General features: G+C 65.6%; 13 protein-coding genes and 4 tRNA genes. 3 read left to right on the top strand and 14 right to left on the bottom strand.

Features of this window, described 5'->3' with window-relative positions; all coding sequences use genetic code 11:
• Positions 1-40: 40 nt before the first annotated feature.
• Positions 41-952, bottom strand: a complete 912-nt coding sequence (gene osmF / locus DIS04_RS01465) for a glycine betaine ABC transporter substrate-binding protein OsmF (protein ID WP_111411946.1) — start codon at positions 950-952, stop codon at positions 41-43.
• A gap of 93 nt (positions 953-1,045) precedes the next feature.
• Between osmF and DIS04_RS01470 the strand changes: the two genes are divergently transcribed.
• Positions 1,046-2,053: a DUF1853 family protein gene (locus tag DIS04_RS01470; RefSeq protein WP_111411947.1), complete on the top strand. Its 1,008-nt coding sequence runs from the start codon at positions 1,046-1,048 to the stop codon at positions 2,051-2,053.
• 26 nt (positions 2,054-2,079) lie between these two features.
• Here the strand turns inward: DIS04_RS01470 and cysS are convergent, their stop codons facing one another.
• Entirely contained in the window at positions 2,080-3,483 is a 1,404-nt protein-coding gene (gene cysS / locus DIS04_RS01475; protein WP_111411948.1) for a cysteine--tRNA ligase, read from the bottom strand.
• A gap of 1 nt (position 3,484) precedes the next feature.
• Positions 3,485-5,194 (bottom strand): glutamine--tRNA ligase/YqeY domain fusion protein, encoded by a 1,710-nt coding sequence (locus tag DIS04_RS01480; protein WP_111411949.1) that lies wholly within the window; start codon positions 5,192-5,194, stop codon positions 3,485-3,487.
• A 155-nt stretch (positions 5,195-5,349) separates the two neighbouring features.
• On the opposite strand from DIS04_RS01480, the gene DIS04_RS01490 reads away from it, so the two are divergent.
• Positions 5,350-5,859: a peptidylprolyl isomerase gene (locus tag DIS04_RS01490; protein ID WP_111411951.1), complete on the top strand. Its 510-nt coding sequence runs from the start codon at positions 5,350-5,352 to the stop codon at positions 5,857-5,859.
• A 67-nt stretch (positions 5,860-5,926) separates the two neighbouring features.
• Positions 5,927-6,688, top strand: a complete 762-nt coding sequence (locus DIS04_RS01495; RefSeq protein WP_111411952.1) for a UDP-2,3-diacylglucosamine diphosphatase — start codon at positions 5,927-5,929, stop codon at positions 6,686-6,688.
• Between the two features lie 27 nt (positions 6,689-6,715).
• Here the strand turns inward: DIS04_RS01495 and DIS04_RS01500 are convergent, their stop codons facing one another.
• The 11 genes from DIS04_RS01500 to DIS04_RS01550 form a co-directional block, all read right to left on the bottom strand.
• Positions 6,716-7,753: a CobW family GTP-binding protein gene (locus DIS04_RS01500; RefSeq protein ID WP_111411953.1), complete on the bottom strand. Its 1,038-nt coding sequence runs from the start codon at positions 7,751-7,753 to the stop codon at positions 6,716-6,718.
• Positions 7,754-7,909: 156 nt separating this feature from the next.
• A complete protein-coding gene (locus DIS04_RS01505; protein ID WP_111411954.1) occupies positions 7,910-9,727 on the bottom strand; it encodes a SurA N-terminal domain-containing protein in 1,818 nt (605 codons plus the stop codon).
• Between the two features lie 210 nt (positions 9,728-9,937).
• Entirely contained in the window at positions 9,938-10,210 is a 273-nt protein-coding gene (locus DIS04_RS01510; RefSeq protein ID WP_111411955.1) for an HU family DNA-binding protein, read from the bottom strand.
• 176 nt (positions 10,211-10,386) lie between these two features.
• Entirely contained in the window at positions 10,387-12,789 is a 2,403-nt protein-coding gene (lon, locus tag DIS04_RS01515) for an endopeptidase La (protein WP_111411956.1), read from the bottom strand.
• Between the two features lie 150 nt (positions 12,790-12,939).
• The gene (gene clpX / locus DIS04_RS01520) at positions 12,940-14,217 is read right to left on the bottom strand and encodes an ATP-dependent Clp protease ATP-binding subunit ClpX (RefSeq protein WP_111411957.1); all 1,278 of its coding nucleotides are present in this window, start codon (positions 14,215-14,217) and stop codon (positions 12,940-12,942) included.
• Positions 14,218-14,294: 77 nt separating this feature from the next.
• Positions 14,295-14,915, bottom strand: coding sequence for an ATP-dependent Clp endopeptidase proteolytic subunit ClpP (clpP, locus tag DIS04_RS01525; RefSeq protein WP_111411958.1), 621 nt, complete (start codon positions 14,913-14,915; stop codon positions 14,295-14,297).
• Between the two features lie 91 nt (positions 14,916-15,006).
• The gene (gene tig, locus DIS04_RS01530) at positions 15,007-16,356 is read right to left on the bottom strand and encodes a trigger factor (protein WP_111411959.1); all 1,350 of its coding nucleotides are present in this window, start codon (positions 16,354-16,356) and stop codon (positions 15,007-15,009) included.
• A gap of 279 nt (positions 16,357-16,635) precedes the next feature.
• A tRNA-His gene (locus DIS04_RS01535) sits at positions 16,636-16,710 on the bottom strand.
• Positions 16,711-16,741: 31 nt separating this feature from the next.
• A tRNA-His gene (locus DIS04_RS01540) sits at positions 16,742-16,816 on the bottom strand.
• A gap of 43 nt (positions 16,817-16,859) precedes the next feature.
• Positions 16,860-16,936, bottom strand: a tRNA-Arg gene (locus DIS04_RS01545).
• A gap of 67 nt (positions 16,937-17,003) precedes the next feature.
• Positions 17,004-17,080 (bottom strand) — tRNA-Pro (locus DIS04_RS01550).
• Positions 17,081-17,251 lie beyond the last annotated feature (171 nt).

The raw sequence follows: 17,251 nt of genomic DNA on the forward strand, positions 1-17,251 counted from the left end.
AGCAGGACCCAGTTGGGGGGTGGTCTGCCCTCAGCCACGCTCAGTCCTGCAGCTCGGCCAGATACTCCTCGGCGACCTGACTCGGGTCGAGGCCCTCCACCGCGACCCGGGCGTTGAGCTCCTGCAGCGTCTCGAGGTCAAGCGACTGGAACAGTGGATCGAGCAGTTCGGCGATTTCCGGGTAGGCCTCGAGGACTTCCTCCCGCACCACCGGCGCCGGTTGATAGACCGGCTGCACGCTCAGCGTGTCCTCCAGTACCACCAGGTCCAGCGCACTCAGGCCGCCATCGGTACCGTAGGTCATGGCGCCGTTCACGCCGCTGGTCTGCTGGGCGGCGGCACGCATGGTGGCGGCCGTGTTGCCCCCCGACAGCACCAGCAACTGGTCGTCGCCGAGTTCGAAGCCATAGGCCTCCTGGAAGGCCGGCAGCGCCTGCTCCGACTCGACGAACTCGGCGCTGGCGGCGAACTTGAACTCGCCGCCGTCGTTCAGGTAGTCGGCCAGGTCCTCGAGGGTCTCGAGGCCATGCTCTCGGGCCAGGTCGCCGCGTACGCTCATGGCCCAGGTGTTGTTGGCCTGCGCCGGCGCCAGCCACACCAGGCCATTCTCGGCATCCCGCTCGCGCACTGTCTCGTAGGCCTGGTCGGCGTCGTGCCAGACATCGCTGTCGGCCATGTCGAAGAAGAAGGCGCCGTTGCCGGTGTATTCGGGATAGAGGTCGATCTCGTCGTTCATCAGCGCCTGGCGCACGATGTTGGTGGCACCGAGCTGCAACCTGTCCTCGGTCTCGATACCGCCCTGCTGCAGGCGCTGGATGATCAGCTGGCCGAGTACCGAGCCCTCCGTGTCGATCTTGGAGGAAACCGTTACCGGGTCGTTGGCCTGCACGCCGGCGGCGAGCAGCAGGGTTGCGGCGGTCAGCGCCGCCAGGCCGGACAAGGAGCGTTTCATGTCACCACCATCCGTTGTGAATGTGAGTAGAGTATAAGGCGTGTACAGTTTGACTGTCAGACCCCGATCTCAACGCGGAGCCACACGCCCACCATGTCCGAGGACGATGCCGCCCTGCTCGCCCGCTGCCATCATCCGCTGGTGAGGGACCTGGCCTGGCTCCTGCTGGCTCCCGACCTGATTGCCACGCCCTGGCCGGGCCGTCCCAGCCGAGCGACCCTGGGCCTGGGAGCGGCGGCTCAGCTGCACGCCTACCTCGACGCGCTCGAAGCCGGCCCCCAGGCATTGGAGCGACGTGTGGGCGATACCGTCGATGGCCGCATGGGACATTATCACGAACGCCTTTGGCACTACCTGCTCGACACCGCCCCGGGGACCCGCCTGCTGGCCAGCAACCTGCGCATTCACGCCGGCAAGCGCACCCTGGGCGAGCTCGACGTGCTCTACCGCCGGCTCGACGACCCGACGCCGGTGCATCTCGAGGTGGCCATCAAGTTCTATCTGGGGCTGCCGGAAGGACCAGGCACCCCGCGGGCGCAGGCACGCTGGATCGGCCCCGGCGGGGCCGACAGCCTGGCCACCAAGCGCGAGCACCTGGACCGTCACCAGCTGCGCCTGACCGAGCGCGCCGAAACCCGCCTGACGATCCGCCAGCATATCCAGCCCCGCGACATCGGTCCCAGCGGGGAAGGCGCCATCCGATGCCAGCTGGCGATGCCGGGCGTGCTCTTCTACCCCTGGCACCGTGCCCTGCCCGCACCACACGAGGCGGCAGCCGACCATCTGCGCGGGCAGTGGCTCCACTGGCGAGACTGGCGACGCCTGCGCGACGGCCTGGCACGCCGCACCCGTGCCGCCTGGCTGGTGAAGCCTCACTGGCTGGCGCTACCCCGTGACGAAGCGTTCCTGCCGCTGCGTGACGTCGAGGCCCGCCTGGCACAGCACTTTTCGCGCCCCGCCTCGCCGGTGCAGATAGCACTGCTCGGCCCCGGTCGAGAGGGCCGCCACCGTCGGCTGTTCGTCGTCGACGACAGCTGGCCGCTACAGGTTCCGCTTCCGCCACGGCCCCCTCCATCCCCAAACGCCGGCGCCCGGCCATAGCCGGGCGCCGCAAGCCGGTCGTGCCGCTACTGCCCAGGCGACTCGAAGATCCAGCTCGTGCCGTCGCGCGAGTCCTTGAGCACGATACCCAGCGCGGCGAGCTCGTCGCGAATCGCATCGGCCGTGGCGAAGTCCCTTGCCCGCTTGGCTTCGGCTCGCTGGGCGATGCGCGCCTCGATCTCCTGCTCCGACAGCGGCAGCGCCGCCTGGCCGCCCTTGAGGAAGGCCTGCGGCGCCTGGCCGAACAGCCCCAGCACCCCGCCCAGGCGACGCAGTTCCTGTGCCAGGCCTGGCGCAAGAGCTGGCGCCTCCTTCTTGGCTCGGTTGAGTTCCCGCACCAGCTCGAACAGCACCGAGAGCGCCTCGGCCGTATTGAAGTCGTCGTCCATGGCGGCGGCGAAGCGCTCGCCGAAGCTGGCATCCACCTCGCCCTTTGCGCCCTGCACCGCGTCAGCCACCCCGTCGAGGGCGGTGTAGAAACGCTCCAGCGACTTGCGCGCCTCGGCCAGCGACTCGGGGGCATAGTTGATCGGGCTGCGATAGTGGCTCGCCACCAGCAGGTAGCGCACCACCTCGGGGTCATGGACCTCGAGCACCTCGCGGATGGTGAAGAAGTTGCCCAGCGACTTGGACATCTTCTCCTGGTTCACGCGCACCGCCCCGGCATGCATCCAGGTATTGACGAAGGGCTTGCCGTTGGCCGCCTCGGACTGGGCGATCTCGTTCTCGTGATGCGGAAAGGTCAGGTCCGGGCCGCCGCCGTGGATGTCGAACGTCTCGCCCAGGCAGCACTTCGACATGGCCGAGCACTCGATGTGCCAGCCCGGCCGCCCCTCGCCCCAGGGCGAGGGCCAGCTCGCCTCGCCCGGCTTGGCGGCCTTCCACAGCACGAAGTCGAGCGGATCCTCCTTGTGCCGGTCGACCTCCACCCGGGCGCCGGCGCGCATCTCGTCGGGGTTGCGGTTGTTGAGCTTGCCGTAGTCCGCGAACCTGCGCACGCGGTAGTAGACGTCGCCGTTGTCCGCCGCATAGGCGTAGCCCTTGGCGATCAGGGTCTCGACCATGGCGACGATCTCGGGCACGTGTCCGGTGGCACGCGGCTCGCGGTCCGGGCGCTGCACCCCGAGTCGCGCCTCGTCCTCGTGCATGGCGGCGATCATGCGCTCGGTCAGGGCGGCGATGCTCTCGCCGTTCTCGTCGGCGCGCCTGAGGATCTTGTCGTCGATGTCGGTGATGTTGCGCACGTAGGTGACGTCGTAGCCGCGCCAGCGCAGGTAGCGGGTGATCACGTCGAACGCCACCATCACCCGGGCGTGGCCCAGGTGGCAGTAGTCGTAGACCGTCATGCCGCAGACGTACATGCGTACCTTGCCCGGCTCGATCGGCGTGAACGTCTCCTTGCGGCGCGTCAGCGTGTTGTAGATCTGCATGTCAGCCCTTCTTCTGGCCATCTTGCTTCTGGGCTTCTTGCTTCTGAACCTTGGCCCAGCTGTCCTTCAGCCCAACGGTACGATTGAACACCAGCCTGCCGTCGCGACAGGCGTGGCGATCGGCACAGAAGTAGCCCACGCGCTCGAACTGGAAGCGCGACTCGGGGGCGGCGTCGGCCAGACTCGGCTCGCCCATGGCCTGGCACACCTGCAGCGAGTCGGGGTTGAGATGCTCGAGGAAGTCGGCGTCCTTGTCCTTGTCGGGCTGCTCGACCAGGAACAGGTTGTCGTAGAGGCGCACCTCCATCGGCACCGCCTGGGCGGCGCTGACCCAGTGAATCACCCCCTTGACCTTGCGCCCTTCGGGGTTTCTGCCCAGGGTGTCGAAATCCACCGAACAGCGCAGCTCCACGATCTCGCCGGCAGCGTCCTTCACCACCTCGTCGCAGCGGATCACGTAGGCGTTGCGCAGGCGCACCTCCTGGCCCGGCGCCAGGCGGAAGAACTTCTTCGGCGGCTCCTCCATGAAGTCGTCGCGATCGATGAAGAGCTCGCGGGCGAACGGCACACGGCGTACGGGCATGTCCTCGCGTGCCGGGTGGCCGGGCACTTCGTAGACCTCTTCGTGATCCTCGGCCACGTTGGTCAGCACCACCCGGAGCGGATTGAGCACGCACATGGCCCGCGGCGCATTGTCCTCGAGGTCGGCGCGAATGGCGTGATAGAGCATGGCGATGTCGACCAGGCCACCGTCGGCGCGGGTGACGCCGATCATCTCGCAGAACTTGCGGATCGAGGCCGGTGTATAGCCACGCCGACGCATGCCGGAGATGGTCGGCATGCGCGGGTCGTCCCAGCCGTCGACGATGCCCTCGTCCACCAGCAGCTTGAGCTTGCGCTTGGAGGTCAGGGTGTAGTTCATGTTGAGCCGGGCGAACTCGATCTGGCGCGGCTTGGCCGGCACCGGCAGGTTGTCGAGGAACCACTCGTAGAGCGGCCGGTGATCCTCGAACTCCAGCGTGCAGATCGAGTGAGTCACCCCCTCGATGGCATCCGACTGGCCATGGGCGAAATCGTAGGAAGGGTAGATCTTCCAGCTGTCGCCGGTCTGGTGGTGATGGGCATGGCGGATACGGTAGAGAATCGGATCGCGCAGGTTGATGTTGGGCGCGGCCATGTCGATCCTGGCCCGAAGCACCCGCTCCCCTTCGTTGAACTCGCCGGCGCGCATCCGCTCGAGCAGCTCGAGGCTCTCCTGCGGGTCGCGGTCGCGCCACGGGCTGGCGCGCCCCGGCTCGGTCAGGGTGCCGCGATACTCGCGAATCTCGTCGGGCGACAGGTCGTCGACGTAGGCCTTGCCCTCGCGAATCAGGTGCTGCGCCCAGGCGTAGAGCTGATCGAAGTAGTCGGAGGCGTAGCGCACCGGACCGGCCCACTCGAAGCCGAGCCAGCTGACGTCCTCCTTGATGGCATCGATGTAGGCCTGCTCCTCCTTGGCCGGGTTGGTATCGTCGAAGCGCAGATGACAATCCCCGCCGAACATCTCGGCCAGACCGAAATTCAGGCAGATCGACTTGGCGTGCCCGATGTGCAGGAAGCCGTTGGGCTCCGGCGGGAAGCGGGTGACGACCTTGTCGACGCGACCGGCCTCGATCTCGTCATAGATCTGGTTGCGGATGAAATTCGGCGCACTGGCGTTTTCACTGCTCATGTCGTTGCGGCAAACCTCTGGTTGGATAGCGAATCCGGAAGGAGCCTCGGAGTTCGATGGGCCCGACGCGCTTCGCGCATCGATGCAAAACCGCTATTATAACGCCACGCCCATGCACGGCGCCAAGGCGCGCTCCTCAGGACAGGAAAACTTCGATGATCATTCTCGAGACCAGCTTCGGCGACATCACCGTCGCCCTGAATCACGACCAGGCGCCCAAGACCGCGGCCAACTTCGAGCAGTACGTGCGCGACGGCCACTATGACGGCACGCTCTTCCATCGCGTCATACCGGGGTTCATGATCCAGGGCGGCGGCTTCGACCAGGACTTCAACCAGAAACCGACCCGCGAGCCGATCGAGAACGAAGCCGACAACGGCCTGAAGAACCTCACCGGCACCCTGGCCATGGCCCGCACCCAGGACCCCCACTCCGCCACCGCCCAGTTCTTCATCAACGTCGCCGACAACGACTTCCTCAACCACAGCGGCAAGTCGATCCAGGGCTGGGGCTACTGCGTCTTCGGCGAGGTGGTCGAGGGCATGGACGTGGTCGAGCGCATCACCGCCGTCGAGACCACGCGGCGCGGCATGCACGCCGACGTTCCCGCGGAGGACGTGGTCATCCAGCGTGCCTACGTCAAGGACGAGGCCAGCGACAGCTGATCGCCCTCTTCGGCACGCCCCCTTGCGGGCGTGCCCCCTTGTTCGACCGAGCCCGCGAGACACGGCCATGACCACCACCCTGCTGATTTCCGACCTGCACCTGCACCCCGATGCCCCCGAGGTCACCGAAGGCTTTCTCGGCTGGCTCGGCCGGCGCGCCCGCGGTGCCGATGCGCTCTACATATTGGGCGACTTCTTCGAAGCCTGGATCGGTGACGACGTGCTCGACCACGCCGAGCGTGATCCCAGCGGCACTGCCGCGCTGGCCATTCGCGTCGCCGGTGCGCTGCGCCAGCTGGCCGACGACGGCACGGCCATCTACCTGATGCACGGCAACCGCGACTTCCTGCTCGGCCATCGCTTCGCCGCGGCGGCCGGGGCCAAGCTGGTCACCGACCCGGCCGTGCTGCGCTTCGCCGACGAACCGGTGCTGCTGATGCACGGCGACAGCCTGTGCACCCGCGACGAGGCCTACATGGCCTTCCGCCAGCAGGCCCGCAATCCGGCCTGGCAGGAACAGGTCCTGGCCATGCCGCTGGCCGATCGCATCCAGTTGGCTGCCCAGCTGCGCCAGCAGTCGGGCGAGGCGACTTCCAACAAGGCCGAGGACATCATGGACGTCACGCCGGAGGAGGTCGTGCGTACCATGCGCGACCATGGCGTCAACACGCTGATCCACGGGCACACCCACCGCCCTGCCGTGCACGAGTTCGAGATCGACGACCGTCCCGCCCGTCGTATCGTGCTGGGCGACTGGCAGCCCGGCCGCGGCTGGGAGGTCGAGATCGGCCCCGACGGCGATCCACTGCTACGGCATTTCGCCCTCTAGCGGCCGCTGCCAGTGCTGAACATCACGCTACTGGCCTTGCACGCGGCATGCCTGCAGGGCCGCGAGGGTCGCTTCGGCTGACGGCATGAGCTCCGCCTCGGCGATCAGTTCCAGGCGGGAATCCCTGCGCCAGGCGCTCGCAGCCAGGCTCGCCACGCCATCTCCCCGGTTGTAGAGTTGCCAGCCCGCCTCGGTATGCAGCACGCCCTTGACCCGCAGCCGCGGCGGCAGGCGATCCAGCACACGGGTCAAGCGGTCGAGATCAAAGACCTCCGCCGGGCTCCAGCGCCAGCTCAGGGTATGGTAGCCGAGTGCCTGGCCGCTCTTCTGCTGCGGCTGCCCCGGCAGCGGTTCGGCCTCGGCAAACGCATCCAGCATCACCACCTGCGGTTCCGCTTCGCGCAGGGCCCCGTGTGCAGCGCTGGACCGCCGCTCGGCCGCGCCGCGATGGGGACCGCTCTCCAGCAGCAGCGATATCGGCAGCTCGCCATGGGGCGCCCGGGCCACCCACTTCTTCGCCGGCCACAGTTCCTCGACGTGCTGGCGAGCGACGTGCAGCTGCTCAGCCGTGGCCCGGTCGGTCATGGTCAGCGCCACCGCATCGGCCATGGCCAGCTGGTCGTTGAACGTCTCGTGCTCGCGCGCCCGGGGATCGTCGAGCCGGGCCGGGTCGAGCAGAACGACGACATCGCGCAGCTCGAGGACCTCCGCGAAGGCCTCGCCACGCAGCACGTCGAGCAGGCCCGCCGGGTGGCCGAGCCCTGACGGCTCGATGATGAGACGATCGGGACGATGGCGATGCAGCAGATTGACCAGGGTGGCCTGCAGCACGAACGCCAGCTGACAGCAGAGGCAGCCCCCCGGCAGTCCCTTGACGATGACGTCGTCACTCGCCTCGAACATGGCCTGGTCGATGCCGACCTGGCCGAACTCGTTGACCAGGACCGCCCAGCGTTCCTGCGGCGGTTTCTGTTCGATCAGGCGGCGGATCAGCGTGGTCTTGCCGCTGCCGAGAAAACCGGTGAAGAGGTGGACGGGTATCGCGGCGAGGTGGACGTCACTCATGGGGCACTCTGTCGGCGTGAATCGTTATAGAGTAACATATCTGCTCTTGGTCTCCACCGGCCGCCTTGGATCATGGCAGCAAGAAGATAACGGTATAATTCAGCATGATGAAAAAGGGAGCCGAGGCCCCCTCTTCATGGTGATGGCCGATCCGGTTCAGTAGCGCTCGATCTCGGCGGTCTCGCGCAGGTGGTTGCGCAGGCCCTGGATGGCCGCCTGCGCTCGCAGCTGCTGTGCCATGCGCGCCACGAACGCCTCGGTCTCTTCGTCGGCCTCGCCGGCTTCCACGCTGTCCAGCGCAATCAGCGTGACACGCTCATCGTCACCGACGTGGCCGAAGACGGACTCGTCGCCTTCGGGGTGCGGCAGCTGGAAGGCTGCCCGCAGCACCGAGCGGGGCACGTCGTCCTGCTGTCGCGTGGCTCGCTCGACCCGCTGCCAGTCGAGATCGAGCTCTTCGCCGGCACGCAGCTGCTCGACCTGGTCCCTGGCCACATCGAGCAGGGCCTCGCGCTGCTTGCGCTGCTCGACGGCCGCGGCCACGCGGTCGCGCACCTCCTCGAGCGGCAGCACGGTGGCCTCGCGGTGCTCGGCGACCCGCAGCACCATGCGGCGATCCTCGTCGAGCTCGATGACCTCGCTGTTGAAACCCTCGACCAGCACGTCTTCGCTGAAGGCGGCGCTCATCACGCCAGGCTCGGATAGCACGCCGCCGCCTCCGTCGCGCGACACCCAGTCGCTTTCGTGCAGTTCGAGCTCATGACTCTCGGCCACACTGGCGAGATCGTCGGCCGCGAAGCTGTCGTCGATGAGGGCCTGCACCCGACGGTTGTACTCGTCGTTGACCTGTTCGAGCGCGAGTTCACGCGCAATCTCGTCGCGCACTTCCTCGAGAGGGGGCTGATCGAGCTCCGTGACCTGGATCAGGTGCAGGCCGTTGTCGGTCTCGACGATGTCGGACACCTGGCCGGGCGACAGCGAAAACGCCGCCTCGTCGAACTCGTCCCCGAAGAAACCGCGGCTGATGACTCCGAGGTCACCGCCCTGCTCGGCCGTCGAGGGATCCTCGGAGAACTCGAGGGCCAGCTCGTCGAACGATTCGCCCTCGGCCAGGCGCTCACGCACCTCCTCGAGGCGAGTCACGGCTTCCTCGCGGCTGCGCTCGCCGTCGAGCGACAGCATGATGTGCGACACGCGACGATCGGCATCCCGCCCGCGCTCCTCCCACGCCTGGCGAATCGCCTCCTCGTCCACCTCGACCTGCTCGGCCATCTCCTCACGGTCGGCGATCACGTACTCGAGGCGTACCTGCTCGGGCCGCTGGTAGCGCTCGCGATTCTCCTGGTAATAGGCCTCGAGATCCGCATCGCTGACCTCCACCGACTCATCGAGATCCTCCGCCCCCAGGGTGTGATAGCGGAAGCTGCGAACCTGGCGCTGCAGCGAGGCCAGCGCTTCGCGTTCGTTCTCGAGCACGAAGTCGCTGACCGTCAACCCTTCCTGCAGCTGCTGGCGCTTGAGGTCGACACGCAGCGCCGAGCGGAACGATGTCGGGGTGAAGCCGGCACTGGCCAGGCGGTTTCGGAACAGGTCGGTATCGAAGCGGCCGCTCTGATCCTGGAATTCGGGCAGGGTCACGATGACCTGGTCGAGCTGCTCGTCGGAAAGGTAAAGTCCACCATCCTCGGCGAACGAGACCAGCAGCCGCTCGCCGATCATCTCGTCGAGTACCTGGCCGCGGAGAGCCCGCTCCTGCTCGGGCGGCACCTGACCGGAACGGATCGCGCGTTGCACTTCCATTTCCAGCTCCTGGCGCGTGATGGGCTGGCCATTGACCTCGGCCACCTCGTCGCCACCACCACCGAACAGCCCCACCAGGGACTCGACACCGAACAGGGCCATGGTCACCACCACGGCACCCACGATGATCTTGGCGCCCCAGCTCCTGGAGCGATCACGAATACTTTGCAGCATGCAGGCCTCGATTGCTGATTATTGGCTGGCTGTGGCGCCACATTATACGGTGGCGGGTCGCCGCGGGCCATCGCGGCAGCCCGTCTCGCCCCGACGCGGGCGGCTACCGGCGCGAAAAAAGAAGGCGCATCGCCGAAGCGATGCGCCTGATCGTTTGCTGCCGAGTTGCTTCGCCCGCGCTGGGACCGTCGGCGCAAATAATCCGTTGACTCAGTTCACGGAGTCCTTGAGCGCCTTGCCAGCCTTGAACGTCGGTACCTTGGCTGCGCTGATCTGGATCGGCTGGCCTGTCTGCGGGTTGCGGCCGGTACGGGCGGCACGCTCCTTCACCGAGAAAGTACCAAATCCGACGAGTGACACGGTATCGCCTTTCTTGAGGCTTTCGGCGACCGTGTCGACCATGGCATCCAGTGCGCGAGACGCAGCGGCCTTGGGAATATCGGCAGACGCGGCGATGGCTTCGATCAGCTCGGATTTGTTCACACTTCACCCCTTGACTGTTTCGGAAAATGGCTCTAATCGGCGTGCCTTTCGCCGGCAACTCGATCACAGCATGGCTGCCAGTTTATAGCAATGCTGCAAAAGAGGTGTCAAGCAACTGCGGCGCCAAACCGCGTCATACCCGGGTTCTTCCCCAGGGTATGACGCCACTATTATCGTTAATGCGTACTGATCATGCTGGTAGAAGAAGCCGAATCTTCCGCTCGTGATTCTTCCCCACCATTTTCGGTCCTTTCGGCAAGGGCCGATTCCAGTACTTCGTCGATCCACCGGACGGGCCGGATATCCAGCGCGCCCTTGATATTTTCCGGCACCTCCTTGAGGTCCCGGCGGTTCTCTTCTGGAATGAGCACGATCTTTATACCACCGCGCCGTGCCGCCAGCAATTTCTCCTTTAGCCCACCGATCGGCATCACCTCGCCGCGCAGGTTCACCTCGCCCGTCATCGCCAGGTCGCAGCGTATGGGACGACCGGTATAGGCCGACACCATGGCGGTAACCATGGCGATGCCGGCACTGGGGCCATCCTTGGGGGTGGCGCCTTCGGGCACGTGGATGTGCAGATCCTCCTTCTCGAAGCGCTCCGGGTCGATGCCCAGCGCCGCAGCGCGGGCGCGAACCACGGTATGGGCGGCACTGACGGACTCCTTCATCACGTCGCCCAGCGATCCCGTCTTGTTGATGCGGCCCTTGCCCGGCGTGACCACCGACTCGATATTGAGCAGCTCGCCGCCCACCGAGGTCCAGGCCAGACCGGTGACGCGCCCCACCTGGTCCTCCTTGTCGGCCAGGCCATAGCTGTAGCGGCGCACGCCGGCATAGGTCTCGATGTCCGCCGCGGAGAGCAGCGCCGGCGCCTGGGCCCCCTTGCCTTCGTACTCGAGCCGTTCGCGCAGCACCTTGCGACAGACCTTGGCGATCTGCCGCTCCAGCTCGCGGACCCCCGCCTCGCGGGTATAGTAGCGAATCAGCTCGAGCAGCGCTTCATCGGAGAAGGACACCTCCTCGTCCTTGAATCCGTTGGCCTTGAGCTGCTTGGGCACCAGGTAACGGCGGGCGATGGCGAGCTTCTCGTCCTCCGTGTAACCGGGCAGGCGGATGACCTCCATGCGATCCAGCAGCGGGCCGGGGATGTTCATCGAGTTGGCGGTGCAGATGAACATCACCTCGGAGAGATCGTAGTCGAGCTCGAGATAGTGGTCGTTGAACTTGTCGTTCTGCTCCGGATCGAGGACCTCGAGCAGCGCCGAGGCGGGATCGCCGCGATGATCCATGCCGATCTTGTCGACCTCGTCGAGCAGGAACAGCGGGTTCTTGACCTCGGCCTTGCTCATGCGCTGGATCAGCTTGCCCGGCAGCGAGCCGATGTAGGTGCGGCGATGACCGCGGATCTCCGACTCGTCACGCACCCCGCCCAGGGCCAGGCGCACGTACTTGCGATTGGTGGCGCGGGCGATCGACTGGCCCAGCGAGGTCTTGCCCACCCCCGGCGGACCCACCAGGCACAGCACCGGCCCCTTGAGTTTCTTGACCCGCTTCTGCACGGCGAGGTACTCGAGGATGCGCTCCTTGACCTCGTCGAGGCCGTAGTGGTCCTCGTCCAGCACCTTGTGGGCGTGTACCAGGTCGTGCTTGACCCGGGTGCGCTTCTTCCACGGCACCGAGACCAGCCAGTCCAGGTAGGAACGCACCACGGTGGCCTCGGCGGAGCTCGGCGACATCATCTTGAGCTTGCCCAGTTCCTGGACCGCCTTGTCGCGCGCCTCCTTGGGCATGCCCGACTCCTCGATCGCCTTCTCGTACTTCTCGGCTTCGTTGGGCACGTTCTCGAGCTCGCCCATCTCCTTCTGGATGGCCTTCATCTGCTCGTTGAGGTAGTACTCGCGCTGCGACTTCTCCATCTGGTCCTTGACCCGCGAGCGGATGCGCTTCTCCACCTGCAGCAGGTCGATCTCGGATTCGATCAGCGCCATCAGGTGCTCGATGCGCTCGCGCACGCGGTCCATCTCGAGCAGCTGCTGCTTGTCCTGGATCTTGAGCGAGAGATGGGCACAGATGGTATCCACCAGGCGGCTCGGGTCCTCGATGCCCGAGAGCGAATTGAGGACCTCGTTGGGCACCTTCTTGGAAAGCTTGACGTACTGCTCGAACTGATTGAGCAGGACCCGCACCAGCGCTTCCTGCTCGCGCTCGCTGAGCGGTTCGCTGTCACGCAGCACGGCCTCGGCCATGCTGTGACCGTCGGTGTGGTGGACTTCACGCAGGTCGGCGCGCGAGACCCCTTCGATCAGCACCTTGACGGTGCCATCCGGCAGCTTGAGCAGCTGCATGATCTCGGCAACGGTGCCGATGGTGAAGAGGTCGTCGGTGCCGGGGTCGTCCTGCCCGGCCTCGCGCTGGGCGACAAGCAGCACGCGCTTGTCGGCCGCCATCGCGGCGTCCAGCGCCTGGATCGACTTCTCGCGACCGACGAAGAGCGGTATCACCATCTGCGGATAGACGACCACGTCGCGCAGAGGGAGTAGGGGCAGACTCAAGGTCTGAACGGCGTTCTGCTGCATCGCAGACGTTCCTCAAACAGAAATCGGAGTATACAGGGGGGATGGGGTCGTGCCGCCGCCATTGCAAGGGGAATGCGATGACAAACGTGAAAAGGGGTCGCCCGAGCGACCCCCTTCCGTCTTGGGCATGGCAGCGAAAGCCGCGAGGGCTCAGCCGTCGGTTCCGTCGACCCGCTGCTCCTGCTGCGAATAGATCAGCAGTGGCTCGCTTTCGCCGGCGATGACCGACGCATCGATGACCACCTTGGAGACCCCCTCCATGGAAGGTATTTCGTACATGGTGTCGAGCAGCACCGACTCGAGAATGGAGCGCAGCCCGCGGGCACCGGTCTTGCGCGCCATGGCCTTGGCGGCCACCGCCCGCAGCGCGTCCTCGCGAAACTCGAGTTCGACGCCTTCCATGTCGAACAGGCGGGCATACTGCTTGACCAGCGAGTTCTTGGGCTCGGTGAGAATCTGGATCAGGGCATCCTCGTTGAGCTCGGTCAGCGTGGCGATGACCGGCAGGCGACCGACGAACTCGGGAATCAGGCCGAACTTGACCAGATCCTCCGGCTCGACGTCGGCAAGCACGTCACCCACGCCCTTGCTCTCGTCCTTGCTCTTCACCACGGCACTGAAGCCGATGCCGCCCTTCTCGGCGCGGTCGCGGATGACCTTGTCGAGGCCGGCAAAGGCGCCGCCGACGATAAACAGGATGTTGCCCGTGTCGACCTGCAGGAACTCCTGCTGCGGATGCTTGCGCCCGCCCTGCGGCGGGACGGAGGCCGTGGTGCCCTCGATCAGCTTGAGCAGGGCCTGCTGCACGCCCTCGCCCGACACGTCGCGGGTGATCGAGGGGTTGTCCGACTTGCGCGAGATCTTGTCGATCTCGTCGATGTAGACGATGCCGCGCTGGGCCTTCTCCACATCGTAGTCGCACTTCTGCAGCAGCTTCTGGATGATGTTCTCGACGTCCTCGCCGACGTAGCCGGCCTCGGTGAGGGTGGTGGCGTCGGCGATGGTGAACGGCACGTTGAGCAGCCGTGCCATGGTCTCGGCGAGCAGGGTCTTGCCGCTGCCGGTGGGACCGATCAGCAGGATGTTGGACTTGCCGAGTTCGACGTCGTCGCCCTTGATGCCGGCGCGAAGACGCTTGTAGTGGTTGTAGACCGCCACGGACAGCACCGTCTTGGCGCGGTCCTGGCCGATCACGTATTCGTCCAGGGTGCGACGAATCTCGCGGGGAACGGGCAGACGCTCCTCATCGCTCTCGGCATCGGCATCGAGAACTTCCTCGCGAATGATGTCGTTGCACAGGTCGACACACTCGTCGCAGATATAGACGGACGGGCCGGCAATCAGCTTGCGCACCTCGTTCTGGTTCTTGCCGCAGAACGAGCAGTAGAGCAGCTTGCCGCCTTCGTCCTTGCCTTTGCCGTCGGCCATTCGCGTACCTCTGTCACTTCGGCGGCCGGGCCGGCCGCCGCTTATCACTTGGTTATAGCGTGCTTGATTTCACGCTATCAGGATGTGGGCCGCTTATCCAGTACGGCATCGATCAGGCCGTACTCCACCGCCTGACTGCCGCTCATGAAGTTGTCGCGGTCGGTATCCCTGGCGATGGTCTCGATATCCTGCCCGGTGTGGTGGGCCAGGATGCGGTTGAGCTTGTCGCGGATACCGAGGATCTCGCGCGTATGAATCTCGATGTCGGATGCCTGACCCTGATAGCCGCCCAGCGGCTGATGGATCATCATGCGCGAGTGCGGCAGGCAGTAGCGCTTGCCCTTGGCCCCGCCGGCCAGCAGCAGCGCGCCCATGCTGGCCGCCTGGCCGATGCACACGGTCGAGACGTCGGGCTTGACGAACTGCATGGTATCGTACATCGCCATGCCGGCGGTCACCGAACCACCCGGCGAGTTGATGTACAGGTGAATGTCCTTGTCCGGATTCTCGGACTCAAGGAAGAGCAGCTGCGCCACGATCAGGTTGGACATGTGATCCTCGACCGGCCCCACCAGAAAGATCACACGCTCCTTCAGCAGCCTGGAGTAGATGTCGTAGGCCCGCTCGCCGCGTGCGCTCTGCTCTACCACCATCGGCACCAGGCCGCCGGCGTTTCGGGTCTCGAACTCGTTGCTCATCAGTGTGATGTCCTTGCATCCGATGAATGGAAGCGTCTCCCGGGCTGCCGGCCGCCCTGGCGACCGGCAGGTGCCGAGTCTCGCCACCGAATCAGCTGTTGGCGTCTTCCTCGCCTTCGCCCTCGCCCGCCTGCTCGCCCTGCTGGGCGGCGGCCAGCGCCTGCTGGTAGCTCATCGTCACGTCCTTGACGGCAGCCTGCTCCAGCAGCTTGTCGACGGCCTTCTCTTCGAGGATAGCCGACTTGACCTGGGTCTTGAGCTGTTCGTTGCCCATATAGTAGTCAACGACCTGCTGCGGCTCCTGGTACTGCTCGGCGAGCTCCTCGACCTTGGCGCGGATCTCGTCGTCGCTGGCGTCGAGCTCGTTGGCCTTGATCACCTCGGCCAGCAGCAGGCCGACCTGCACGCGGCTCCTGGCCTGCTCGGCGAACAGCTCGTTGGGCAGCTGGGAGACGTCGAAATCCTCGCCCAGGCCGAACTGCTGGGCCGCCTGACGCTTGAGCGCGTCGGTCTCCTGCTGCACCAGCGCCTGCGGCACCGGAATGTCGTTGGCCTTCTTCAGCGCCTCGAGGACCTGCTGCTTGACCCGGTTATCGACGGCCTGCTTGGCCTCGCGGGACATGTTCTTCTTCACTTCGGCGCGGAACTTGTCGAGGTCGCCGTCCTCCACGCCGAAGCGCTTGATGAAGGCCTCGTCGACGTCGGGCAGAGCCTGCCCCTTCACCGCGTGGACCTTGACCTTGAAGGTGGCGTCCTGGCCTGCCAAGTGCTCGGCCTGGTAGTCCTCGGGGAAGGTGACCTTGATCTCCTTCTCCTCACCCGCCTTGGCACCGACGAGCTGGTCCTCGAAGCCGGGGATGAAATTGCCGGAGCCCAGCACCAGCTCATGCCCCTCGGCACTGCCACCCTCGAACGGCTCGTCGCCGAGGAAGCCCTGGAAGTCGATCTTGACCTGGTCGCCCTCTTCGGCGGCACGATCGACCTCCTCCCAGGCGGCATTCTGCTTGCGCAGGGTCTCGATCATCTCCTCGAGATCGGCGTCGCTCACTTCGACCACGGGGCGCTCGACCTCGGTGCCCTCGATCGAGGCCAGCTCGATCTCCGGGTAGACCTCGAGGGAGGCCACGAACTCGAGATCCTTGCCCGCCTGGTCGACCTTGGGCTCGATGCTCGGAAAGCCGGCCGGGTTGAGGTTCTGCTCGGTGATCGCGCGCACGTAACGCTCACGCATCAGCTCGCCCACGACCTCGTCACGCACGCCACGGCCGTAACGCTGACGCACCACGGACATGGGCACCCGACCCTTGCGGAACCCGTTGAGGCGAATATTCTTCGCCGTGTCCTTGAGGCGGGCTTCGACGGCCTCGTCGACCTCGGCGGCCGGCACCTGGAACGTGACACGGCGCTCGATCTGGGAGGTCGTTTCGACGGAAACTTGCATGAATGGTCCTCTACCGACTGGGGGCGTTCTTGGAAAGCATGGAATGTAAAAGAGAGATTCTAAGAATCCCGCCCTACGCTGGCAAGCGTTACGCCCTATGGATGGGGGCGATCGGGCATTTTACAAGGCCGCCCGGCACTGCCCGAGTGTCGCAGCGTCACCCGCAAGCCCGAGCGCACGACCTGCGCAACGGCATCGCCCGAACGAGAAGACTCGCCCGGGATACAGAAAAGGAAAAAAACGGAGCGCGGCGCGAAGACGCACGAGGAACCGGTGCAATGGGGTGGATGATGGGGATCGAACCCACGACCACCGGAGCCACAATCCGGGGCTCTACCACTGAGCTACATCCACCATTGCAGGCATGAACCACGAAGGAGTCGAATGGGGTGGATGATGGGGATCGAACCCACGACCACCGGAGCCACAATCCGGGGCTCTACCACTGAGCTACATCCACCATATCGACACTGCTCGAACCGAAGGTCGCCTCTACGCCTGACTGGCACGCCCAGCAGGACTCGAACCTGCAACCTACGGCTTAGAAGGCCGTTGCTCTATCCGGTTGAGCTATGGGCGCATTCTACGTTCCATGGCGTCTGACCGCAACCCTGCCTTGCCATTTTCCAAGCATAAACAACAGGTTGTGGTCGGGGTGGAGGGATTCGAACCCCCGACATCCTGCTCCCAAAGCAGGCGCGCTACCAGACTGCGCTACACCCCGCCGGCCTTCGCACGGCCAACGACGCCCCTACGGGCCTCGCCGAGCGCTGCGTATTCTACGCGAGAATCGACCGTGGTCAATAGCTTCCTGACGCAGCGAGGCTTTTGCGCTTTGCCTCGCGGGCCCGTCATGCGAAAATCGGCACCCTTCGCATATCCGCAGCCGGCCACG

Origin of the sequence: Billgrantia lactosivorans (assembly GCF_003254665.1) — a bacterium.
Taxonomy (GTDB): domain Bacteria; phylum Pseudomonadota; class Gammaproteobacteria; order Pseudomonadales; family Halomonadaceae; genus Halomonas; species Halomonas lactosivorans.